Below are 24,589 nucleotides of genomic sequence, written 5' to 3'. Positions count from 1 at the left end.
CCTCAATTAACCTTTAATTCCGCTGCTGGTAACGCCCTGCACAAAGTAGCGTTGGGCCAGGAAGAACACGATGATGGACGGCAGAATAGAGATGCTTGCCATAGCCAAGATTTCGTTCCACGGCGCACCTTCTGTCACGTCGATAGACATTTTCAACGCCAGCGCAATCGGGTACTTATCGACGCTGTAGACGTAGATCAACGGGCCAATAAAGTCATTCATCGACCACATAAACTGGAACAGGGCGACGGAGATAATCGCCGGTTTCAGGATCGGCACCACCACATACCACAGCACCTGGAACGAGTTGCAACCATCAATCTGGGCCGCCTCTTCCATATCCCGTGGCACACCGCGCAAGAACTGGATCAACATAAAGACGAAGAACCCTTGGGTCGCAAATGCCAGCGGTAAATAGAGCGGCAGATAGCTGTCCAACATGCCCATTTCACGGAACATGATGTATTGCGGGATCAATAACACCGTGCTTGGCAGCAACATGGTGGTGATCAGCGTGGCAAACCAGAATTTCTTCCACGGGATCTCAAAGCGGGCAAAGCCGTAGGCCACAATGGTTGAAGAGATAATGGTTAATAACACCTTGGGGATCACAAACTTAAAGGTATTAAGCATGTAGTGACCAAAGTTATATTCCGTGCCGGTTTTCCAACCGTTGACGAAACCGTCCGAGGTCGCATTGTCTGGCCACAGGCCCAGAGTGGTGAAGATCTCCTGGTTGGGTTTAAACGAGGCCGAGAACATCCACACCAGCGGATACAGCATCAACAATCCCACCAGCAGCAGCACAACGTAACGAATAGCGGCGCTGATTTTTTCCCGGCGCAATGTGCGCTGAACTTCACGCTCAGCGATTTCCTGCGCGCTGGACATGGGTAATTGGTTCTGTTGCATGTCAGCCATTTTTGCCACCCTTATCTGCCGAGTAGAAGACCCAATACTTCGATGATTTAAAGGCGATTGAGGCGAACAGGGCCACAACCAGGAACAGGATCCACGCCAATGCGGCACCGTAACCCATATCAAAATATTTAAAGGCGGTATCGTAGATATACAGTGAGAATAGATAGGTGTAATGGGTTGGCCCGCCCCCGGTAATCACATACGGAGCCGTAAACTCCTGGAACGCCTGCGTGGTCTGCATAATAAAGTTGAAGAAAATCACCGGCGTGATCAGCGGTACCGTGACCTTCATAAACATCTGCCACTTGGAAGCACCATCAATCATGGCCGCTTCATATTGTGACTGTGGCACGTTTTGCAGCGCCGCCAGGAAGATCACCATCGCAGAGCCGAACTGCCATACACGCAGCAACGTGACCGACATTAATGCCAGTGAAGGCTCTCCCAACCAGTTGACCGGATCCATCCCAAAGACACCGATAAAGCTGTTTAGCAGCCCGTCGATGGCAAACAAAGCACGCCATAGCACGGCGATAGCCACGCTGCTGCCCAGAATAGAAGGAACGTAATATGCGGTACGGAAAAAGCCGATGCCGCGTAGTTTGAAATTAAGAACAAAAGCGATACCTAACGCAAAGGCCAATTTTAACGGGATAGTCAGAAACACATATGCAAAGGTGACGCCCATCGATTTCCAAAAAAGATGGTCTTCCATCAGCATATAACGATAGTTTTCTACCCCGTTAAACACCGGGGGATTCATCAGGTCATATTCCGTAAAACTCAGCAAGAATGATGACACAAAGGGGAACGCCGTAAATATGATCAACCCTATTATATAAGGTGATATATAGGCTAACCCCAGCATTCTGTTTTCATTCATGGTTGTTACCCATAGCCATTTAAATAGAAAAAGAAATGAAATTAGTTAAGTAAAATTTAAGTACGATTAAACATTAGAAATGACAAGCCCGGCAGTCTGCCCAGGTTCAGCATCCTCCCCGTCGTGATAAATCGATAAATTTTTTCAGGCGATCGCTGGTCAATCTCAGCCAGGGATCTGCGGCCAATGTTCGCATTGTCACTATGCTTTCGGGTTGCTTGCTACAGTAGGATAATTCCATTTCCCGGTCTCCCAGATGATCCTGTCATCGACCAACCAACAAACTGAAACACTATTTCAAATTATTATATCTGAAATTTTTCCAACGTCATTCAGCGGATGGCAAAAGTGTGACCAAAGTAGAAACGTTGTTTTGATTTTTTTATTTAAAAACAAAAATTATCAAAACCACGCACCACCGACATCGCAAGGCAATGAAAAATAATGATATTTTTTCTTGATGGATTTGTAACGACAAGGATAGCAATGTTGATGAGATCGGTTAGTCAATTGTAGGTAGGTAGAATCAGCGGATTTGAGTCGAGAAGGGAAGTATGAACGTCGTCATTGATGGTTACATTTGTGATTTAAGGTGATTGGCAAGGGGCGAGAGCCTAACTGGGAGGGAGAAGAATAGACGGCCTTGCTACTCTATGGATAGCAAGCAAGGCCGTGCGTTAAATCAGGCGTCTTCCTCGCCAGAGTTGGCTCTGCTTTCGCGCGGCAGCGGCTTACCGTGATCCTGGCCGTTATTACGCGTCAGCCACAGAGATAATGCCTTCAGCGAATCGGGGGTGAACTCGTCGCAGCGGGCGGTGATCTCCTCTGGCGTCAACCAGCTCACTTCAGCCACTTCTTCTTCCTGCAGGGCAAACGGGCCATTGGCGACGCAGCTAAATAACGCCCCCCAAATACGGCACTGTTCCTCTTCAAAGTAGAACAGGCCATGTTCGGCAAACGGGATCCCGGCAATACCCAGCTCTTCTTCCGCCTCACGGCGGGCAGAGTCCAACACGTTTTCCCCGCTTTGTACCACGCCCCCTGCGGTGGCATCCATCCAACCCGGGTAAAAATCTTTGGTGTCAGTGCGCCGCTGCACCAGAATTTTCCCCATGCCATCATGCACCACAATATAGGTCGCACGATGACGCAGCCGTTGGGCACGCATCTGTTGACGACTGGACTGAGCAATCACTTCGTTTTGCTCGTTGACGATATCAACCCACTCGGTATCTGCAGCCTGATCCTGTTCCGCCATCCTGTAAAACCTTCTTTTTTGGGCGCGATGCATGCCGCGCACGGGTTATGCTTCAATTATTTTTGGCATGTGTCCCAGCTCTGCCAAGGAACAACCCTGGCTGCCATTTTCGAGCTATCGGGTCTATAAAATTAGTGCGTTAACGCCACCTCTGCAACAACCTTGCCGTTGTGCAACTCGAGCACGCTCAAGACGTCGTCTGCCAGTATGCCATAGCTGGCTGGAAAACCCCCTTTCGGGATGCTGACCGAGCCCGGATTAAAGCAGTAGATATCCCCTTGCCTTTGTGCCTGGGGCAAATGCGTATGGCCATACACCAGCACGTCTCCGCGCGTTAAAGGCGGTAATGTGTTGGGATGATAAAGGTGCCCGTGGGTTAAAAACAATCGTCTTTTGGCTAATAGCACCTGTTGGTAAGGGGCCATCATCGGGAAGGAAAGCAGCATCTGATCGACTTCACTGTCGCAATTACCGCGAACGGCAACGATCTTGTCACTAACGTGATTCAATCGTTCGGCCACCTGCGCGGGCTGATAATTATCTGGCAAGGCGTTACGCGGACCGTGATTAAGCAAATCCCCCAACAGTATCAACCAATCGGCCTGGCTTTGAGCAAACAATTCGAGGATTTTGTCGGTGGCAGAGAGTGAACCATGCAGGTCCGAGGCGAACATCAGCTTCATAAGCTTTCCTTTAACACGGAATATGAAACCATTTTAACGTAGCTGGGGTAGACAACAAGCTGTGGGTAAAACCGGTGGCCGATATTCGGCCACCTGAAGAACATCAGGCGCGGGCCAGCAGTTCTTTGACAAACGCCACAATCTCCGGCTTTTTGCCGTTGGAGAACAGGCATTCCTGGAAGCGAGGGCCGCTAACGGCGGTCTTCACCAGCTCTGGATCGATGGCACGCAGCGTATCAAGGTAGTTGTCTTTGATCACTGCCTGCTTAACCTGATTGAGGATACCGGCGTTACGAACCTGAGGTTCCTTACGTTCTACCGGATAACCTTCACCTTTACGCCCGGTAAAGGCCTTCTCAAAGATATAGCGCACGTTCAACTCTGCCCCCCAGCCAAAGCCTTTGGCAAACGGCAGAGACAGCGCATTACCGTTGTTGATCTGAGCGAACAGGAAAGCATCCGCAGGATCGATACAATAGCCGCACACTACGCCAGGATGAATGTTCAGTGACATCAAGGCGCCCTGCCCGGTACCACAGCCGGTGACCACAAAGTCGACCGCTTCGGCGTTCAACAGAATGCTGGCCATAATCCCTAAATGAATATAGGTCAGATGGTGATCCTGCTCATCGCTCATACCCACGTTGAACACCGCATCATGATTGCCAGCCGCAACCGCCTGCAATTGTTCGAGAACCAGCGCATTTTTACCCGCCTGGCTGTTTTCCATCATCAGTGCAATATTCATCTTTCGCTCTCCGCAAATAAAATCAATCGGTTATTCTTTGTCTGGTTAGCGAGCCAACCAGCCGCCATCTACCGCTACGGTGTAGCCATTGATGTAATCCGACGCTGGTGACGCCAGGAATACCACCGGCCCCATCAGATCTTCTGGCAGGCCCCAACGGCCAGCCGGGATACGCTCGAGGATTTCCTCACTACGAGCCTGATCGTCGCGCAGTTGGCGAGTATTGTTCGTCGCCATATAGCCAGGAGCCAACGCGTTCACGTTGATACCGTGGCTGGCCCATTCGTTGGCCAACAGACGAGTAACCCCCATCACGGCGCTCTTGGACGCGGTATAAGACGGCACACGGATGCCGCCTTGGTAAGACAGCATGGAGGCGATATTGATGATCTTGCCGCCGGTGCCTTGGGCAATAAACTGGCGGGCCACCGCCTGAGACATGAAGAACACCGTCTTGATGTTCAGGTTCATCACGTCATCCCAATCTTTTTCGCTAAACTGCAGCGCATCCTGGCGGCGAATGATGCCCGCGTTATTAACCAGAATATCAATATGGCCGAATTCGGCCACCGCGCGCTCCAGCAGCTCAGGCAGCACTTCCAGTTTGCTCAGGTCGGCTTTCAGGCTCAGGAAACGACGCCCCAGCGCGGTGACTTTGGCGATGGTTTCTTCCGGCTCAACCACGTTAACGCCAACGATATCACAACCCGCTTGAGCCAGCCCTATGGCCATCCCCTGTCCCAACCCGGTGTCACAACCGGTCACAATCGCCACTTTACCCTGTAATGAAAAATTATCGAGAATCATGCTCTTGTCCTTAGTACTCAGGGCATCAGCGGCCCTTGTCAAAAGTGGGGATAGCGTTGCAATCCCGCCAGTGTCCGCAGCTTGCTGCCATACAGGGGGAGCGATATTGCCCGCCCCTGTCATCATGATGGCGCAAGTCTAACGCTTATCCCTGACGCGATCAATAAAATTGAAACAATGTTTTAATTTAAATGAAAGTAATTTTTGATTGTGTGATGTGTGCCGTTTTCACCAGGGAAAAGACGACGCCGCAGGTTCATCACATGCGGCGTCTCTAAAGAGGGTCATTTCATTGCTGATAACATAAAGGCATTGTTGTCGGCGATGTTCCCCACCACCGCATCGGCATATTCTCCCGGCTTGCTGCGCAGCGAGACGTTGCCGCTGAATACACCCTGTTTATCCTGCGTGGTATATGGGCCCGGGCGGAAAATGTAGTTAAACCTCTGGTTATCAATCGCCATATTGTTGGTCACTTGCAGTGCGCCAGGGTTGAAGTTGTCGGTAAACCCATCCATGCCGTTTTCAATGGCGAGGCTGTTAGTCACCTGATGGGCCACTGGCAACCCTTCTCCCCCCAGTTTGAAACCATTATTGACATTACGCAGCGCGACGCTGTTCTCAATGATCACCTTACCGTTCGGGCCATCCTCAATCTTGTTAAACAGATCAAAACCGTCATCTACGTTGTCATGGGAGAAGCAGGCGACTAGCCGATTTCCCTCACCCACACGCATTTTGACGGCAAACCCATCCGCATTGATCAGACCTGGATCCTTGTTGGCGTATGATTCGGAATGGGTGATCAGGTTGTGGCTGGCCCATAGTGGTCGATCGGCGTTGGCCGGGGAGGAAATGACAATTCCGGTATCATCCGCATGGTGTGCCACCACCCGATCAAGGTGGTTATGGCTGCCCGTAATACGCAGGCTTTTTTCCGTTACCGTGATGCCCTGAATATCCCAATGGCTGGCTTCCAGTTCCATCCCGTGCAGCACCACTTCATCCCCAAGCGGCCGGAGCTTTTTGGCATGCTTGGCAGTGCCACTGGCTACGGCAGGTATGACAGCCAAGGGATAATCCCCCGCCGCCAGCCAAAGCGTGCCGCCCGGCATTAATGATTGCACGGCGGTGGCAAAATCCAGCGGGTGCTGCTGGCTGCCATCATTTTCGGCTTTGCCCTGTGGCGCAGCATACAGATTAGCGGCGTCGGCATAGCGCGCTTTGCGCACCAGCAACTTGTCACTCTGAGCGTTGCCTTTTACCGTGGTGAAACGGTAATCCAGCGCGGTTTCGGCCTTCTTCAACACAACCTTCACCGCCAGCATCTCTCCGGCCTGTACCTTACGCTCTGCGGCAATGACCACGCCGTCCTGGCTTAGCGACAGAGTGCCACTCTCATTACTGCGGAGCTGGAAGACGTAATCATCCGTGGCGGATATTGGCGCAGAACCGATCTCGATCTGCAGCGGCATCGCTTTAACCGCGAACTCTTGTGCCGCCGGAAGCTGACTTTCGCTGAGCGTCAGGCTGGCCTGTTTGACGGTAATGCGTGCGTTACGTGAAGCAAAGAAGCCCACGTAGTAACCTTCAGGATCCAGCTTGGTGACGCGGTGCGGATCGTTGGTCGTTTTACTGACCCAATTGTCGCTACCTAGCGGGGCGTAGGCCGCGGTAAACCCCTGATCCGTGCGAGCCAGACGCAGCCGGAAGCTTGGCGTTTTTTGCAGATCGACCTCGGGCTGATAGCTCTCACGTTTGATCTCGACACCCGCGTTGCCCCAGGAGTTGAGCACGCCATTGCGGGAAATCAGCGTCATTTTGACCCGCTGATGATCCTTTTTATCCTGCGTCATGATGGCATTCATCACCATGTTGGATGCCGCCGGAAACTCCTCATAACCCTGCTGGATCTTCTCCAACCTTGGTTTGCCGAGGATATCGCGGATCAGCAACCCCGCCCCCTCCTGCCCGGCGGGCAGAGCCATATTTTCCGGGCCAAACTGATCGACCGTCACCTCCGCCTCCAGAACCACATTGGCATTGGCAGGAACGCGCGTGTAGTAGAAGGTCAGGCCATCATGACTATTGCCGATTTTGCCCCCACGGCTTTCAACGTGGAACGGCATTTTCAGCGGCCCGGCCAGCATCGGCTTACCGTTGGCCATCGTCACCTGATTGGTGCCCACTTTTTCCGGCAGCACGTTGGTGGCAAAGTTGACATCCGTTGACTGGCCAAAAGCGACGGCCTGCCAAACCAGTTCATTAGCGGCAGGCAGCGGTGCGGTGACACCGTGATGACACACGCTGGCCAGAGCAATTAATAACGACAGAGGTACGATCTTCATTTCCCTTTCCTTGTTTTTAATAGGTAGGGATCCCCCCGCCATGTTGGCGAGAAGATCCTGTTACTGGGTTTTGGTGAGATCAGGCCGGTTAGGCCGGTTTATACACAGGGGCAGAAACTTCAGGAGTGATATTCATCTTCTGGCAGATCTTGCTGTTGCCCCAGCACTGTTCGTAGGGCAGCCCCACCAGTTTCTCGATGACCAGGCGAACGTCGGGTTTGATATCGCCGATCTTGCCGCCAGCCTTGATGCGGGCCACTTCGTACAGCACCACCTGGTGAGTTTGGCGGTTAAGCGTCATCTGGCTACTAAAGACAATCGCCATCAGCGCCAACAAGATCACACCAGCAAAGAACACCCAGGAGATCGCGGTAATGGCGGTTTCCGGCTGAGTATGAGACTTGGACTGGAAGCCGTAGTAACTGAGGATCGCCCCCATGGTGAAGACGATAATCGAACGCATAATCTTGCCGGAGAAGGTCATCGCCCCAGCATAGATCCCTTCGCGACGGCGACCGGTAAAGACCTCATCCACGTCCGCCAGGAAGGTATATACCGTCCAGGGAATGTAATACACGCCGCCGGTGCCCAGGCCGAAGATCACGGTGATACCGATGATGGCAGCAGTGGCAATATGCGCAGGCAAGTTAAAGAAGTGCAGCAGGGAATAGCAACAGACCGCAAACATCACGATACCGAGCGCCCAGGAATAAGGTTTACTGAAGCCTTTTTTCACGCACAGACCAATAAAGATGGCGGTCGATATCAGCTGTAAGATGGCATTCAGGCTGTTCAATCCGGCCAGAATGGCGGGATCGTATTGCAGCACGAAGATCACGAAATAGGTGAATACCGAGGCAAACAGCCATTCCGCACCAAAGCCGAACAGATACATGCCCAGATGCTTGCGAAATACCCGCAGGTAGAAGGTCGATTGCATATCCCGCGCCAATGAAGCCAACGTTTTGAGCAGCGATTTCTTATGCTTAACCTCCGCTATCGCTTCATCCTTGCGTTCCCAGGAGAACAGATACAGCACGGTGATGGCAATAAACAGGATCACCCCATAGGTGATACCGGTATACAGAAAAGGCTGGGCCGACTCTTTGCCGTAGAGCAGAATAAATTGCCCAGGAATAAACGCCGCCAGAAAGTTGGCCATCTTGCCAAAAATCGCTTTATAGCCGGTCAGCTTGGAGCGCATGGCGAAATCATCGGTCATTTCGGTCGCCAGCGTCTCGTAAGGCACCATTACCGAGGTATAAATCAGTTCGAAAATGACGTAGGTGGCGAGGTAGTACCAAAAACCAAAGCCCTCAACCCACAGCAGCGGGTAAAAGACCATCAATGGCGCACCAATCAGCAAGAAGAAACGGCGCCGACCAAAGCGCTTACCGAGCCAGGTATTGCCAAAGTTATCGGTCAGATAGCCCATCACCGGGTTGCTGATAGCATCGATGACGCTCGCAACCGAGAAGATGAATGACGCCTCCAGCAGCGTCAGCCCACAGAACGTGGTGTAAAAATAGAGCAGCCAGGCACCGCTGATTGCCAGCGCGCCGCTGCCCAGCAGGTTCCCCCCGCCATAAGCCAGCTGATGCCCGAGCCTGACCGTTCTTCCCTTACCCAGAGCGTTAATACCATTAGTTGTCATCGTTTCTTCTCGCAAACAAAAATAATGAACTGCAATTTCATTTTTACAGGAATAGCGTTTTATACTTTTAGGCGAGTTATAATGTTGTGATGAAAGTCACATAAAAAATAAGGGGATCTCATTTAGCCATTTTTAAAACGCGGGCAGCATCTGGCCGCAGCCCCAGCATCAGGGATTGCCCATGCGTTATCTTTCTATAATGGCGAGCATGCAACGGCGTCATGCTGGTTGGCTATGAGCAAAACCGCGATCCGCCATCAATCGGGCAAAGCGCAACGATTTATGCGATGCAGCTCTCATAAATCACCCGTTCGGGTTGGCCTAATTCGTCACTTTGATATCATTTTTCTAAATTTATGAAACAATGTTTTATTTAATTAAATGATCGCCCGAACAGCGGCGGTTTATCGATAAGGTTAAGGGAGGCCATCGTGGCTAAAGGTTCAATCCACCAGTTCAATTTCCATCGTACAACCGATGCCGGTACCGGCGCACAACTCACTCGCCTGACACCGCCTGAAGTGCTGTGCCACCGCAATTATTTCTACCAGAAATGTTTCACCAACGACGGCAGTAAACTGTTGTTTGCTGGTGAGTTTGACGGTAACCGCAACTACTACCTGCTGGATCTGCAACTGCAGCAAGCGGTGCAACTGACCGAAGGCCCGGGCGACAATACCTTCGGCGGTTTTTTATCCCCGGACGATCGTTTCCTGTATTACGTGAAGAATGAGCGTGAGTTGCGCCGGGTAGAACTGAGCAACTGCAATGAACAAACCGTGTATCGAGTGCCTGAAGAGTGGGTTGGCTACGGTACCTGGGTTGCCAACAGTGAATGCACCAGCCTGGTGGGCATCGAAATCGATCGCCAGGATTGGCAACCTCTGACCGACTGGAAAATTTTCCACAGCTTCTTCACCAAAAACCCGCATTGCCGCCTGCTGCGTGTCGATTTGGCCAGCGGTGAATCACGTGTGATCTATGAAGACCGCCTCTGGCTGGGCCACCCAATCTATCGCCCATACCATAGCGACTGCGTCGCCTTCTGCCACGAAGGGCCGCACGATCTGGTAGATGCCCGCATGTGGCTGATCAACGAAGACGGCAGCAATATGCGCAAGGTAAAAACTCATGCCCCAGGCGAAAGCTGCACCCACGAATTCTGGGTGCCGGACGGTTCGGCCCTGATGTACGTCTCTTATTTGAAAGGCCAGCAAGAGCGCAACATCTGCCGTTACGATCCACAAACCGGGCAGGACGAGATCGTGATGACCATGCCAGCCTGTTCGCACCTGATGAGCAACTACGACGGCAGCCTGTTAGTGGGTGACGGTTCGGCTACGCCGGTCGATATCAAGGATTCTCAAGGCTACACCATTGAGAACGACCCGTGGCTTTACGTGTTCGACGCCAAACAAAAACGTCAGGCACGCCTGGCCGCGCATAACAGCTCATGGCGCGTGCTGAATGGCGACCGTCAGGTAACGCATCCGCACCCATCCTTTACCCCGGACAACCGGCAAGTGCTCTTCACCTCCGATTTTGAGGGTGAACCTGCGCTGTATCTAGCCCGCTTGCCGGAAGATCTCTTTGCTTGATGGCACTATTTGATTGAGGAACAACCATGTTTATCTACAAACAGGATTGTGCGTTAGAAGATTTAGGGAGCGGCGTGACACGCCGTATTCTCGCCCATGGCGGCACCATGATGGCGGTGGAGGTCAACTTTAGCCAAGGTGCTGTCGGCCCGTTGCACAGCCACCCGCACGAGCAACTGACCTACGTACTTTCCGGCCGCTTCAGCTTCACCATCGATGGCGTCACCAAGGAAGTGGCTGCCGGAGATACCTTGTACAAAAAACCCGACGTGGTGCATGGCTGCGTCTGCCTGGAGGCCGGAACCTTACTGGATACCTTCACTCCACAGCGTGAAGATTTCCTGAAGTAATCTCATGTGCTCCCGGCCATCATGCCGGGAGCATTTGACCCCCAATAAGCTGTAGCAATTCCCCCCCTCCTCTTGCATAAAATTGCCCTGTTCCCCTTGCCCACACCATCAATATGCCTGCCGCCAAACCGACCACAGACGAGAAATATCAATAATTCATATTTCAAACAATTAAACACTCATACATACATTCAGTGAATATATATGAGTCATTCTCAGTAATTGACCGATAAGTTAAGGATTGTTCTTATCTTTTGATTTCATTGAAATAATTAGTAACTTATCGATAAAATCAATTGTTTTTGTCATATCGATCTATTTTATTGATCATTAAAAACATCTCTGCTATCCTATGTAATATAAATTTTCAATATAAATCAATGGAATGAGTAAATATCATGGCTTACTGCGAGTATGTCGCCTATTGCCCACATTGTGATATTTCCATAGAGCTGACAGGGAACGTTCCTCCCTACGTTGAGGGGGCGGGCTGCTGTTGGATGTGCAGCAAGAAACTCATCCTGATTTTCAGAAAGTCGGCAAAAAACCGTGCACGCCATCGACAAGATTGCGGCTCATCCGCCAACCCGCGCACCAGATAGGATTATTACTGATTAGGATGATCAACTATGCCTGATATTCATATCTACACGGTGAGTAATGACCGCTATTTCTCCGCTGGCTTACACGCGCTGCTTAGGCACGGTGAAACCTTGCCCCACAATAAAATAGCGTTGCATGAATTACCCTTCGAGAAAGAGACATTTGAGGCTCACACGCTGCCGAAGCTGAAAAATAGCGCCTGTGATTTTCTGATTTTGGATTGCAGTTGCGGCTTTATTAATTATCACGGCGCCTGTTCCGCGCTCTATGCAGCCCTTGAGCAGGGCACGCTGGAGGCCAGGATCATCTTGATGTATGAAAACAGCCTGTGCCTGACCAACCCGGATATGTACAACCATTTTATCACTCTGGATAAAAATGCCTGCGTAGAGGATATCTTGCTAGCGATATTCCCTCGCCAAACGGTGCAGGATGAGTTTGATGCCGAGGTAGAGGAAGCCACAAGCCGGCAGTATCTGACCGGCCGAGAGCTGATCGTCATCAACGAAATCTACAGCGGTGCACAGCCTTATGAGATCGCCAAAAAGCTCAAGCTCAGGCTAAAAACCATCAACTGCTATAAAAACCGGGCGATGAAAAAGATTTGTAGCAAAAGAACGTTGGATGCATACGCATAACGGCCTGTTCGCTAGGTTAGTTCCCCCTTCATCGGCGGCGGTTTCACCTTGTTCGGGGTACTCCGCCACGACGAAAGCCGGGAGCCAACATCACGAGATCATATAGGCTGTCTCGGCATCCATCTTTATCTGAACCCCTTGTGACTTCTATGCCCAACCAGATCTGAAAGTCTGCTCAGTGCCAACAGCGGACGTTATGCTAATCATTGATGAGATGATTCGGTTGGAGCGTACGCTTAGCCAGTTTCTTTTTCAGAATGATAACCATGATTGGGAACCCTGATGCGGAAATTGCACATACCCCCAGCAACGTGTTCATATTTTGTGGTGCTATGGCGTGCCCAGGTAATAGAAAAGCTGACAGAAAAAATGCGACCGTTGTGATCATGTACATTATTGATGACTGCAATGAAGAGAATCCTGCTCGTTGCCTGTCATCAGGAAACTGAATGGTCAGCGCCGAGGAGGAAACCAGACGACTGTATGATGCACCGAGAAATACAGTAATAAATAGCCCCGCATGCGGATAGCCCAGAATGGGTATTAGCAAACTCACTATAAAGACGATGGTTGACCCTGTAGCCAGAACCAAAGCAGAGAAACGGGAAGTTAACGCGCCTGTCATTTTTGTTGACAGGTATCCTGCAATGCCCCCGGCGAAAAACAGCCATGGCAGCAGGTCTTGAGAGGCGCCCAGCAGTTGGGTCATTAATGGTACCAGAACAGGAATGATCAGCATCGGGCTAAATTGTACCAGCGCATTACTGGAAGCGAACAGCAAAGTATTAACGTCGAGTGGCAGTGCGTGGGGTGTGTCGAAAGAGAGTGGATCCGGAGGGATGATGGAAACAATCAGTGGCAATGCCAACAAACACAGCGTACTGATAAACCACAAAGCGACATGCCAGCCGTAATGAGCACACAAAAATAGTATCGCGGGCATTCCGACAATGCTTACCATCGAAAATGATGCAATGACCGTCGCCAACATTTTTCCGCGCAAGTTAGCCGGTGCGAGATTTATCAATATACTGATACCCACCCCCATTGTTGTGCCTCCTACCAGTCCTGCGCAGAATCGTAATGCAAGCAGAAGACTAAAACTGGAGGTGAATGTCGTCAAAAATGTCAGCATCCCCAGGAGTGCCATATTGACAAAGAGAAAACGTTTATTATTGAAACGACCAATCCAGTAAAAGGCGATAATTCCCGAGAGGACTGCCCCGGAGGTGTACATGCCGGATACGTAGCCTGAGAATGATACGGGAACGACGAAGTCTGCTGCCATAAAAGCAAAAACAGGGTTGAACATCATATATTCCAGTGCATTCGTGAACTGGATAAAAGCCATGACAACCGCCATCCGGATGAGGGCTTTATGATTAAACGTTGTTGTGACCAGTGACATAGCAAGCGACCTGTGGATGAAAGATATCTGAGTTTAACTGCTATCAATGCGGCTCATTAGATGGTAAAACTGACACTTATTGTTATCATTTATGGGATAGTTTATGCGGCCAGCTCTTGATTTTAATACCCTGAAAGTTTTCATTGCGGTGGTTGAAAGAGACAGTTTTGTTGGGGCATCGAAAATCCTTGAAATGCCGACATCAAACGTGAGTCGTTGTATTTCTCAGTTAGAAGACAGACTGAATCTTCAGCTTATTGAGCGCAACACCCGACATATGAAACTCACCCAGGCGGGACACCTGCTCTATACCCGGGCGAAGCCATTACTGGAAGCGCTTGAGCAGACTGAAACAGAATTAACGTTGCGGCAAATGCAGCTCAAGGGGCCACTACGTATCTGTATTCCCAATGAAATAGGTCCTGCACTGCTGGGTTCTGTGGTTGCCGATTTTGCCTGCCAGCACCCGGATCTGGAAATTAGCTGTGTCACAAATTTGTCTGGTTTTGAATCCCTGCGAGACGACCTGGATTTAGCCATCATTGTGAGCCGTGGCCAACTGGATGACAGTGATTACATAGCCCGTCATCTGGTGACAATCCCTTGCACTATCGTTGCAGCCCCCTCCATCATTCAGCGTTATGGCATCCCTTCTCGTATACAGCAATTTGAAGAATTACCCTGTATTACCACGGTAAATGCACTTAAAGGTGCTCCCTGGCAGTTTATGAATAAAAAGGGGGGATTCGAGACGATTAAGGTTAAAGGCCATTACAGGGTAAACAGCGGAGAGATGGCAGGATGCGCGGCGGTAGCGGGTGTTGGTTTCGCCATTCTTTCGAAACAGGCCTGCCAACCCTACATCGACGATGGACGGCTGATCGAGATTAAGTTTGAACAACCGCCAGCCCCACTTCAATTGTTCGCACTTTATTCTGACAGGCGTTATTTGCCAGCTAAAACGCGAGCGCTCATTGATTACATACAGCAGAATTTGAGCAATACATCCTTAGCAACCTAAGACTACATTAAACAGCCACAGAGAGTCCTGGTGTTACACTAGTCTCTAAATGCACAATGTCTGCTACTCGCTCTTAGCTGACGCGGTTCCGCCCTGTGGACTGCTAAGTTCCTGAAGCGGGCTTTGCAAACACTACGTCGCGTCAATCAATGGGAAGCATATAACACCAATATGCTTTCCTGTTCCAGACTCAAACGAACTTATCCAACGCATCAGAACTGTTTCCTCAGTCATAACTAGCCACAGCAGAGAACACCGACTAAATAGGGTTCTAGTGGCGTTGGATAGGACTTCCGGTGGTTCTTGGGCAAACTTGTGTCTGTAAGCCATTCATATGAATTAAGCCTATTAGTTTGATGGGATTAGGCGCTCGACACGATTCAACAGATTGCCCCGCCTACCAGGCTTGGAAGGAGGCCGATAAGAAGGGAAATTGGCTATCTCATTCTTGAACGCTTTGTTGAAAAATGAAGCTGTTCACAGCCTGAAGTGAACATTTCCTATCAGAGAAATTTCCCGATCTCTATGAGGCATAACCGTGCTAGCTCTCACTAAATGAACAAATTCAGGTTGTTGCCATTTTCCATATACATTAAAGTATCTTATATATTATAAATATTTTATTTGCATAGATTGGGATGCATTCACGCCATCAATAAGGAAATATGAACATGGATGCGAGTGGCCTGCGGTTTACGTTAAGTGTGGGGAACCTGCCATCTAAAACCTTCGTGGTATCAGGTTTTACGTTGCACGAGCAATTTTCTGCCCCTTTCACGCTTGAACTGGAGGTTGCCAGTGCCAGCCCCAATGTGGAGTTCCGTTCAATTCTAGACAATACCGCCACGCTGACCATTTGGCGTGAGACAGAAGTACAGCGTATCGTGAATGGCATTGTTACTTCCGTCGAGCAAGGCGATTCAGGACTTCATCAAACACGTTACCGACTCAGTGTGCACCCCGCCCTCTGGCGAGCAGGATTAAGACAAAACTCCCGCATTTTTCAGCAACAGGGTTTTCTGGAAATTCTTGAAACCTTGATGAAAGAAAATAAGATCAGTGACTATGCCCATGCTTTTCGCTACAAGCATGCACCCAGAGAGTTTTGTGTTCAGTATAATGAAAGCGATCTGGATTTCCTTCATCGAATGGCGGCAGAAGAAGGCATCTATTATTTCCTCGAGCATGAGAATGACAGGCACACGCTGGTCTTTGCCGACGATAACATCATCGTGAATGAAGGGCCGACGCTATCCTACTACCCAAATCAACAACAAACCTCACTCGATGAACCTTGCATTACCACCTTCAAGCGCCGGGAAAGTCTGCGCCCTTCAGAGGTATTGCTGAAAGATTACACCTTTAAAAACCCCTTGTGGGCCGCTGAATATCGCGATCGCGCTCGAGATGATGAACATCAGTCAGCGGAATATCTGCATTATGATTATCCTGGCCGCTATAAAGACACCGGTCCAAGCGGGGAAAAGTTTTCCCAATGGCGCATTCAGGCACTACGTAATGATGCCCATCAGGGCGAAGGGGCTAGTAATTGTCCTGCTCTACAACCCGGTGTGCGCTTTACCCTAGAAAACCATCCACTGGACACACTGAATACAAGCTGGCAAGTCACCCAGGCTATCCATAGCGGGCAACAACCCCAAGCTCTGGAAACTGTATCGGGAGGGCAAGGCACAACCATAACCACTCAGTTTGCGTTTATTCCCAATAATCAGACATGGCGCCCACTTTCACGGCCAAAACCACGCATTGACGGAGCCCAGATTGCGATTGTCACTGGTCCACCCTCAGAAGAGATTTATTGTGATCCTTATGGTCGGGTCAAGGTGCGTTTTCTTTGGGATCGTTCAGGGAAAGACGATGATACCAGCTCCTGTTGGATACGGGTATCGCATCCCTGGGCGGGGCCTCGTTGGGGGATGTCGGCCATTCCGCGCATTGGTCATGAAGTGATTGTTGAATTTTTAAACGGTGATCCTGATCAGCCGGTGATAATCGGCCGCACCTATCATGCCAACCATCTGCCTCCTGGTAATTTGCCAGGCAGCAAAACCCAGATGTCGATCCGTTCAAAAACCCATAAAGGCGAAGGATTTAACGAACTGCGTTTTGAAGATGAAAAAGATAATGAAGAAGTCTTCGTTCACGCACAAAAAAACATGGCAATACGGGTGCTCAATTCGAAAGACGAACGGGTGAACTACAACCGTAGCAGCAGTATCGGGCATGATGAAGAACTGGTGGTTGCCAACGATCGAAAAGTGACAGTTGAAGGTAATCAGGATCAGAAAATCACCGGTAACAATCTGGTGATGACGGAAGGCGACCGAGGTATACAGGTCAAGGGCGATCTGGCACAGAAAGTTAGCGGCGTGTTCAGTGTGGACAGCAACGGCGATCTGACGCTACAAAGCAATAGCAAACTGACGCTGAAAGTGGGTGGAAGTTTTGTTGTTATTCATGCCGGTGGCGTGGATATCAAGGCCCCCTCAATTAATCTGAATTCTGGTGGTAGCCCTGGTGATTTACTGACCCCAGCCAGCCCGGCAGTTTTAAAAGCAGCGGCGCTTGCAGGTTCAATGTTTGTCGCACATTGCCCACTGAAGGATAGCTAAGGTATGGAAGAACATAAACTGTACGCTATTATTGACGGTGCGTTAGAAGCCGATCTCCAGCTTATGCTCGAGCGTTATAATCCCCCGCACTGTTGTCTGTATGCCGAGCCGGTGCAACCGGAACTCCTTGAGCTTGCTCCCTGGTTGGTTATGGTCGATCAGCAGGTTGAAGCCTGGCTGGGGACTCGCGAAACGCCATGGGGAATTTATATCTATTCAAAGGCCAATATAAAATCGTTGCGTCAACATTTACGCAAATATTTACACGTATTGCTCCCTGATCAGGAAAAACCAGTCTATTTCCGTTTTTATGATCCACGTAATATCTGGGATTTTCTTAAAGTATTATCTGACTGGGATGTACATACCTTCTTGGGACCTATTACTAAAGTCAGGACATTATACAAAGCGGTTGAACGTGAAGATGACTTTTCGGCGATACGCGAACCATTTCCCAATGATGCAAAGTCGGGAAGGAAAATGCTGAAAATAACCGAGGCGCAGTACGGGGAAATCAATGCATTTGCGGAGAAGAGATATATTAACGTTCTGGCTTCAGATGTTGAGGCGTATTGGCTGTCAGGTCAAGAGGATATCGCTGAAGATGAGGACGATGACATCTTTAAAAGGATACATAATGGCACTTACTTCGATATAATAGATGAGAGCCCTACTATTTTCATATCGAAAAAAACGGCATGCAATGAAAAAAGGGATGCTTATTCCTTTGCTACCAAGTGCTTTTATTTCTGCAAGGAAAATACTATTACTGATGATCATTCAATAAGGGCAATGGTTCACCTTCTTCTCAAAAAAAACATCTCTACTATCGATATGATGCCTGATGCATGGAAAAATAAACTTACAGAAAGTCAAGCACCAGGATATTACCGGGTAGAATCTTTAATGCTCAGGGAATTAGGTGAAATCCCTGATGTGGCGCATTTAATCAAAGGAAGATAATATGGCCCGTTCTGTCGATGCAGGAACAGCCTGCGCAACCTGTAATAACCCGGACCCATGTATTCATGAGGTTGCGCTGGATTTTGATAAACAGCATCAAGTCTGGCCAGTCAAGCAGATGCTCTCGATGGATCTTCTGGATAAAGGTAAGGGGGCATCCGGCAGTATTAATATAACAACAAAGTGTAAAAAGGCAACTTCTCATACTGCTACACTTGAGAGCGTGAAATTTTCAGAAAAGATCCCACTCAACGCGAGTCAGGCAGTCACTTTGTTTTATAAGGATCAGAATCAGTCGCTGGTAGCAACCATGCCTTCAATCTGGTCATATTTATCTAATATTGCCAATCCAACTGATTTGTTCAATGACGGTAAACGCTATGATTTAGTCGTTAATGGCTGCGAAGGGAGACGTAATTACGCAACGCTCCGTGTTTTCCCTTCAGTGGAGTTTACCTACTCGGTTGCTTTTACGTATGCCTTCTCTCATAAGGAACGTACGATTAAAGAGCGCCGCGATGAACAGATAAAGGCACGTCAAGCCATGGAGAATGTTAAACCGAAAAATGGTAACAAACTCCGCTCCGGTTGGAAGACGCATACTGATAAATTCAGTTTGACACAAACTACATCGTTAGAGTTTACCTACGGACTAAAAGTTCAAGGTATGGATTACTCAAAAAAGTATGCTGACAAATATAAGAAAAACACCACAACCAAAACGCTGGATGCTATCTCTCGCATTGACAAATTGTTGAGTAATAGCCAAAAATATCTTCTTCCTGCACCGGAATCAATCGGAGCACAAAGCTATACTATCGCCGAACTGAAAGTAGAACCGATGAACGTGGGGGTTGCCTACGCCTATTCAAGATTGGATACAGTCGCTAGCAGTACACATTTTATTGGTTTCAATGCAGCCCCCTTTCTGGCCCTGACAGGCAAGCTAGATCTTATACAATTTGCAGCTGCTTACTGTAAAATTGATGCGCTAGCAAAAAAATGCCGTCAGGCACTGGCTCGTAAAAATGCCGGGGATAAAAACTATCTTGAAATTGAATGTTCCATATTGCTGAAATGCAGCCTATCTTTTCGTTTTGGTGCAGCATTAAAACAAGAAATATGGACGTTCTCCGCCGGTAGAGATAATGATCTGAAATTTAGTCTGGAAGGTAAGGTAAATGCGGCCTTTAAAACCAAGGTGATGATTATGGAGGTTGCACTCAATGCCAGTGGAGCGATCAAAACCGCCGCAGGGTTTAAGCTGGATCAGCATGATGATGGTATCGATTTGGTGGGCTACCATGATGGGATTGTGGCGGAGGTGGAGTTTAATGCAGATATTAAGAGAAAGAAGTCAGGAGCACCAGAAGAAAATACCAATACACTGAGCGCAAAAAAGCGATGGGTCATAGCAGCTCCGTTGAAAGAGAGTGAGTCCGCTCTACGGGTGAACTTGATCGGTAAAGAGCGGCCGATCGTCAGGCCCAAAGCCATCCCAGGTGAACCCTGGGCAATGGGTTCTAACCCCAAAGGAAACACACCACCCAAACCGAATAACGAGCCTTGGGCAATGGGCTCCAATCCCAAATGGAATAAATAAACTGCAAAACCGTGTTTAGCCAAATGAGAATAAGATGAGATTACCTAAATTAGCATTACTATTATCAGGAGTGATGATGACATTTACTACCTATGCCGAAGAGCCACGGTTATATATCCGCAGTCTGTTTGATATTCAATATGCCTTTTGCGCCATCAAAACCAATCAGGTGGTGGGTATGGACAATCGCAATTCGGCGCGTGAGGGACGCGGTTTTGGTACCTCGAGTACCGCTGCGATGATGCTGATGGAAAATGGTGAAAACGAGATCAGTTTAGAGATCGGTGCGTTGGGCTGGTTTAATAAGAAAGAGCTGCCGGAACCTGAACGCGCACAGTTTTATCCACAGGCGGGTTGCAAGCTGGAACTGACGAAAATGCGTGGCAGTAACAGTGAAGTGCTGAGCGCGATTGAAGTAGGTATCGGTAAGGATGGCCTGCCAGAAGCCAAAGTGTCTTCGGACGAACCGAAGTATAAAGCTATCAGCAGCCCAGTGGTTCGGGACAAAATACTGGCTGAGCAAGTGGTGCCAGGGCATAAGGATAGCAAATATTTTAGCTTAGTTGAGTATCCACATAATATGGAGCTGTATCGTTTTAGTCGTCAGGTCAAGGTCAGTGGGTTACCAATGTGGCCTTGGGTCAACGCCACACCCTATACCGGTACCCCAGAGCAGCGAAAGCTGTTAGAGCAGGCTTATCTTCAGGCCTGGCTGGCGATGGATAATAAAGATCTTGCCACTCTTCATCAACAACAGAAAATAGCTTTAGCAGCTTGGGCCTGGTCCACGGGAGAAACAGAGGATAGTATTTTTTCTGATAGTGGAATAGGTGAGGATACGAATAACTCCAAGTTCAAAATGATCCAAATTAACTGGCGGGATTATGATGTAAAAATAATGAATAAAGGTCGAATGGTGCAGTTGGTTAATAAATCAGATCCATCATACTCACCACTTTCATATTATATCGATAGTGATGGCACTATTTTCATGAACACGCTATCACCGATATTTTCCTTAATAAATGGTAAATTTGTGCAAGTGATTTAATCCGTAGAGTGGGTGTTAGTTATTAATACCTACTCTTCTTTTTATAAGTAAAGAGGAAACTAACACCATGGGCAATGCAGTTAAACTTGGTGATCAAGATACCGGCCACGGTAGTCATCCACCGACTCCAGTCGTAACAGGTTCTTCAACCGTTAATGTTGATGGTTCTCCATTGGCTCGACAGGGTGATGCTTTAGCTTCTCATGGGCATAATCGAACTATCAGTGGCGGATCATCCAGCGTATTTATTGATGGGCAACCTGCTGCTCGTACAGGTGATGCGGTTAATTGTGGCGGTGTACTGATTGGTGGAGGTAGCGTTAACATTGGGTAGTCGGACTATGATTCATGAACCTGAGACCAACTATTACCTTTATCTGCCAGAGTCCCTGCAGCAAGAGGCCGATCGTTTTATCCGCTACCTGAAGCATTCCCCGTTTGAAACGAGTTGTTGCCCCAAGTGCGGCCACAAGTCGTTTCAGCGGGACAACCGGGCCAGCAAGCGAGACAAAACCATCAAAAACTATCGATGCTATAACTGTGATGCGGGATTCAATCGTTTGTATGGAAATATACCCGCGCACCCTTGTTGCTCCCACCCTATTCGGCAGAGGTTGGCCGAAACTACTTTTGTACCAAACTTCGGTGCTGTTCCATCTCATAATCAATAAATGCGTTAATCATCGTACGGTAAACTTTTTCAATAATGTCTTCGGGGAGTCCGACCACAGCGGCTTCTGCCCTGACCTTATCAATGACCCTCTGAACCCTGTCGGGCGCACGAACAGCATCCTGATCTTTTTTGAATCCAGCAGCTGCTTTCACAAACCGACCACGTTCGGCAATGAGTGAAACAAGTTGGGAGTCGATGCCATCTATGGCCTTTCTTACGTCTTCGATAGTAGAAAAATGCACCCTTGTACTCCCTAGCTAGTTTAGAAGTACACGCTATCATAGCTATCGATGGCTGTCCTACCCTTTTTAAGATTCCTATCGGGTCCTGCTGCCTTTGCCACATTCGCCTATAGAGAGGTTGAGCAAGTCACATAGGTTACGCCGTCTAACGGGAAACTGAATAAATTACCGTTCCCCAGGTAAACATAATGCCGTTCGTTACCGGCAGCGGTAAGTTCCCTCCCCCAGTAGTTCCCCCCAAACCAACCGTTAGAGTATCGACTCATGCTGCCCCATTCATTCCATAATCTGGCATTGGCATCCCGGTTGGCCCCGGTCTGGGCTATCGGGGTTCGGTCTGTCATCTCACTATAGCTCGGCACCGCGTAGCCTCCCCCTTGGGAACTGCACCACGCGGCAGCCTCACTGGGTTCCATAAGGAAGTGGCTATTATTCCTGAACCAGCGGTTGACGGTAAATTGATAGGTTAACGTTGAGCCATTGCCTGTATGTTCGGCCGTAATGGTGACCCGATTATTAGCCGATGTAGGTTCTTGATTAAACCTCACATTACCGCTGCCATCCACGCTGGCCCAACTCTGATCGCTACTCCAGCTATAGGAACTGTTCCCGGCAGGATCCTCGCCAACCACCAACTGAAATTCCGCACCGGTAAATCCTGTTTTAGGGAAGCCATCATCAGCCGAGAAAGAGGCGCCGTTGGCCAAGATATGTGTCATCTGCACATCATCAAAAAACGCAACGTTGACGGTAGCAGAAACACCGTTAGCAGTGGTGGCCGTGACGTCACTATTGACAGCCGTGTCACTGGTCAGGGCTATTTTCACCTCACCGTTGCTGTCCGTAACGCCACTGGTCGCCAGCAGCGTTACGCCGTTGGTCGCAGTGAAGTTTACCGTTTCACCCTCAATACTGTTGCCATGGCGGTCTTCGACATAAACCACCACATTATTATCGTCAATGCCGTTGGCCAGCGCATTGTCCTGGGTGACTTCCGCATGCACAACCTCCACTGGGCCGGCAACAAACAGCGTATTGACCGTCTGAGCATCATCATCAATCCTGGCCGTTACCTGAGTGGTACCTGCAATCACATTCGTCACATACGCCGTTGCCTCGCCCTCAACTCCAGTTTGCGCACTGGCCGAAATTGCGCCCATATTATCGGCATCGAAAAGCACCGTTGCGCCCACAACAGGTGTACCGTCCAGATACTGAACGGTAGCATGTACGGTGTTCACCGCCAGCCCATCGGCAACCGCTCCCAGGGGAGACTCGGCCCATACCAGGCTGGAAAGCATCCGCTGCCACTTGATATTGATAGGGTTAGGTAGCTGAACCGGCAGCCCCTCACTTGGAATGGTAATATCGGGATTGGTTTGAGGGGTTACGATCACGTTCAACGCACTGCCCGCCAGGATGTTACTGAGCTCCAGAGTATAACTGGGGCTGGTTGCCCCATTAATGGCAGCACCGTCCAACGTCCACTGGTAGGTCGTTCCCTGTTCCGCATCACCATCCACATCATTGAAGGAGGATGTCACGGTAATCACCTCCCCGGCCCGCGGCTTGAGGTTGTCTACCGAGAGCGTGGTGGTCGGTGGCCGTCCGTGGACTGGTTGGGTAGATTGCTGGACAGCCTGCACCACCTGGCTCATCACGACGATCAGAACCAGTAATATCCTGAATACAAAAACCTTAAAGAGATTATTGCGATGCAACATCCAGCGTATCCATCATACTGATTTGTTAAATCAACTGGCCCAGGCACGCCTGAAGCATGCCTGGGCTGACTCTTTATTACTGAGCCGCAGAGTTGCTGACAACTACCTGAACTCTCAGTCTCTGGTCTGTACGCACTGGAGTATAGGTGCTGCTGGTTGCCCCGCTTATGTTGCTGTAAGTATTTGTGCCCTGGCCAGTTTCAAGCTGCCACTGGTAGGTCACGCCGGTACAGGTCCCCCCCGCACAGGTTGCTGTCGCAGTCAGAGTAGAATCAACCTGTGGATAGCCACCAACTTCACCAGTCACCGTCACGCCGGTGACTGTCCCACCCGCAATAACGGTCAAGGCATTGGAGGCAACGGCTATACCAGAAGCCGGGTCGGTAATGGCAGGGTCGGTATGCGGAGTGACTAACACGGTAATGGTTTTGCCCAGATCTCCGGCAACAATGGTGTAGGTATTGCCAGTAGCTCCCGCAATATCTGCACCATTAGCCTGCCATTGATAGGTTTCCGGTATCGCCGTATCACCATCCGCGTCGCTGAACGCCCCAGCGGTACCGATACTCAAGGTATCGCCGATATCGATCAAGCCGTTACCACTGGCATTGTCGGAAACAATGGTACTCTGCGTCACTACCGGGGCGCGCCCCCTGACGGTGGAAGTCGGGCTGGAGGTCACTGCAGACCAGGCAGAACCGACTATCAGCATGCTGAGTAACATCCCCGCTAGCAGGGACACCAGCCCTCTGCGTGAGCCAATCTTGTTGTCCATTGTTT

21 protein-coding genes are annotated in these 24,589 nt (G+C 49.6%); 9 read left to right on the top strand and 12 right to left on the bottom strand.

Features of this window, described 5'->3' with window-relative positions:
* Positions 1–6: 6 nt before the first annotated feature.
* The 8 genes from ACKWMY_RS20250 to ACKWMY_RS20215 all read right to left on the bottom strand — a co-directional run bounded on the left by ACKWMY_RS20250 (position 7) and on the right by ACKWMY_RS20215 (position 9,302).
* Positions 7–921, bottom strand: a complete 915-nt coding sequence (locus ACKWMY_RS20250) for a carbohydrate ABC transporter permease (protein ID WP_024485192.1) — start codon at positions 919–921, stop codon at positions 7–9.
* Positions 914–1,804 carry a carbohydrate ABC transporter permease gene (locus ACKWMY_RS20245; RefSeq protein WP_024530676.1) on the bottom strand — a complete coding sequence of 297 codons (891 nt, stop codon included), beginning with the start codon at positions 1,802–1,804 and terminating at the stop codon, positions 914–916. The genes ACKWMY_RS20250 and ACKWMY_RS20245 overlap by 8 nt, the downstream gene beginning before the upstream one ends.
* A 682-nt stretch (positions 1,805–2,486) precedes the next feature.
* Positions 2,487–3,062 (bottom strand): NUDIX hydrolase YfcD, encoded by a 576-nt coding sequence (yfcD, locus tag ACKWMY_RS20240; protein WP_024530675.1) that lies wholly within the window; start codon positions 3,060–3,062, stop codon positions 2,487–2,489.
* A gap of 131 nt (positions 3,063–3,193) precedes the next feature.
* Entirely contained in the window at positions 3,194–3,745 is a 552-nt protein-coding gene (gene yfcE, locus ACKWMY_RS20235) for a phosphodiesterase (protein ID WP_024530674.1), read from the bottom strand.
* Between the two features lie 103 nt (positions 3,746–3,848).
* Positions 3,849–4,493, bottom strand: a complete 645-nt coding sequence (locus ACKWMY_RS20230; RefSeq protein WP_021178550.1) for an RpiB/LacA/LacB family sugar-phosphate isomerase — start codon at positions 4,491–4,493, stop codon at positions 3,849–3,851.
* Between the two features lie 45 nt (positions 4,494–4,538).
* Positions 4,539–5,300 carry a 2-dehydro-3-deoxy-D-gluconate 5-dehydrogenase KduD gene (gene kduD, locus ACKWMY_RS20225; protein WP_065683085.1) on the bottom strand — a complete coding sequence of 254 codons (762 nt, stop codon included), beginning with the start codon at positions 5,298–5,300 and terminating at the stop codon, positions 4,539–4,541.
* 284 nt (positions 5,301–5,584) lie between these two features.
* Positions 5,585–7,648: a right-handed parallel beta-helix repeat-containing protein gene (locus ACKWMY_RS20220; protein ID WP_409486916.1), complete on the bottom strand. Its 2,064-nt coding sequence runs from the start codon at positions 7,646–7,648 to the stop codon at positions 5,585–5,587.
* Positions 7,649–7,736: 88 nt separating this feature from the next.
* A complete protein-coding gene (locus ACKWMY_RS20215) occupies positions 7,737–9,302 on the bottom strand; it encodes an MFS transporter (RefSeq protein WP_024530672.1) in 1,566 nt (521 codons plus the stop codon).
* Positions 9,303–9,733: 431 nt separating this feature from the next.
* Between ACKWMY_RS20215 and ACKWMY_RS20210 the strand changes: the two genes are divergently transcribed.
* The 3 genes from ACKWMY_RS20210 (at position 9,734) to ACKWMY_RS20200 (ending at position 12,491) form a co-directional block, all read left to right on the top strand.
* Positions 9,734–10,900, top strand: coding sequence for an oligogalacturonate lyase family protein (locus ACKWMY_RS20210; RefSeq protein WP_211135531.1), 1,167 nt, complete (start codon positions 9,734–9,736; stop codon positions 10,898–10,900).
* A gap of 26 nt (positions 10,901–10,926) precedes the next feature.
* On the top strand, positions 10,927–11,250 hold the full coding sequence (locus ACKWMY_RS20205) for a cupin domain-containing protein (RefSeq protein WP_024530670.1): 324 nt from the start codon (positions 10,927–10,929) through the stop codon (positions 11,248–11,250).
* Between the two features lie 629 nt (positions 11,251–11,879).
* Positions 11,880–12,491, top strand: a complete 612-nt coding sequence (locus tag ACKWMY_RS20200; protein WP_409486915.1) for a helix-turn-helix transcriptional regulator — start codon at positions 11,880–11,882, stop codon at positions 12,489–12,491.
* Between the two features lie 199 nt (positions 12,492–12,690).
* Here ACKWMY_RS20200 and ACKWMY_RS20195 read toward each other — a convergent pair whose 3' ends face one another.
* The gene (locus tag ACKWMY_RS20195) at positions 12,691–13,899 is read right to left on the bottom strand and encodes an MFS transporter (protein ID WP_409486914.1); all 1,209 of its coding nucleotides are present in this window, start codon (positions 13,897–13,899) and stop codon (positions 12,691–12,693) included.
* A gap of 103 nt (positions 13,900–14,002) precedes the next feature.
* Between ACKWMY_RS20195 and ACKWMY_RS20190 the strand changes: the two genes are divergently transcribed.
* The 6 genes from ACKWMY_RS20190 to ACKWMY_RS20165 all read left to right on the top strand — a co-directional run bounded on the left by ACKWMY_RS20190 (position 14,003) and on the right by ACKWMY_RS20165 (position 21,504).
* A complete protein-coding gene (locus ACKWMY_RS20190) occupies positions 14,003–14,920 on the top strand; it encodes a LysR family transcriptional regulator (RefSeq protein ID WP_211136370.1) in 918 nt (305 codons plus the stop codon).
* 671 nt (positions 14,921–15,591) lie between these two features.
* Positions 15,592–17,553 (top strand): type VI secretion system Vgr family protein, encoded by a 1,962-nt coding sequence (locus tag ACKWMY_RS20185; RefSeq protein WP_121607393.1) that lies wholly within the window; start codon positions 15,592–15,594, stop codon positions 17,551–17,553.
* A gap of 3 nt (positions 17,554–17,556) precedes the next feature.
* Positions 17,557–18,516, top strand: a complete 960-nt coding sequence (locus ACKWMY_RS20180) for a DUF4123 domain-containing protein (RefSeq protein ID WP_409486913.1) — start codon at positions 17,557–17,559, stop codon at positions 18,514–18,516.
* A 1-nt stretch (position 18,517) separates the two neighbouring features.
* Positions 18,518–20,119, top strand: a complete 1,602-nt coding sequence (locus ACKWMY_RS20175; protein WP_409486912.1) for a hypothetical protein — start codon at positions 18,518–18,520, stop codon at positions 20,117–20,119.
* Between the two features lie 34 nt (positions 20,120–20,153).
* The gene (locus ACKWMY_RS20170; RefSeq protein ID WP_409486911.1) at positions 20,154–21,170 is read left to right on the top strand and encodes a hypothetical protein; all 1,017 of its coding nucleotides are present in this window, start codon (positions 20,154–20,156) and stop codon (positions 21,168–21,170) included.
* Between the two features lie 67 nt (positions 21,171–21,237).
* On the top strand, positions 21,238–21,504 hold the full coding sequence (locus tag ACKWMY_RS20165; RefSeq protein ID WP_211136376.1) for a type VI secretion system PAAR protein: 267 nt from the start codon (positions 21,238–21,240) through the stop codon (positions 21,502–21,504).
* 290 nt (positions 21,505–21,794) lie between these two features.
* On the opposite strand, the gene ACKWMY_RS20160 is transcribed toward ACKWMY_RS20165, so the two are convergent.
* From ACKWMY_RS20160 to ACKWMY_RS20150, 3 genes are all read right to left on the bottom strand, one after another.
* The gene (locus ACKWMY_RS20160) at positions 21,795–22,085 is read right to left on the bottom strand and encodes a chorismate mutase (protein WP_074028079.1); all 291 of its coding nucleotides are present in this window, start codon (positions 22,083–22,085) and stop codon (positions 21,795–21,797) included.
* Positions 22,086–22,192: 107 nt separating this feature from the next.
* Positions 22,193–23,809: an Ig-like domain-containing protein gene (locus ACKWMY_RS20155; RefSeq protein ID WP_409486910.1), complete on the bottom strand. Its 1,617-nt coding sequence runs from the start codon at positions 23,807–23,809 to the stop codon at positions 22,193–22,195.
* Positions 23,810–23,885: 76 nt separating this feature from the next.
* Positions 23,886–24,584, bottom strand: coding sequence for a ZirU family protein (locus ACKWMY_RS20150; RefSeq protein WP_024530666.1), 699 nt, complete (start codon positions 24,582–24,584; stop codon positions 23,886–23,888).
* Positions 24,585–24,589: the final 5 nt, after the last annotated feature.

The sequence above is a fragment of the Serratia sp. J2 genome, from assembly GCF_046269175.1.
GTDB lineage: Bacteria > Pseudomonadota > Gammaproteobacteria > Enterobacterales > Enterobacteriaceae > Chania > Chania fonticola_C.
Note: the sequence above shows the minus strand (reverse complement) of the source record. Positions and strands in the feature narration are given on the sequence as shown.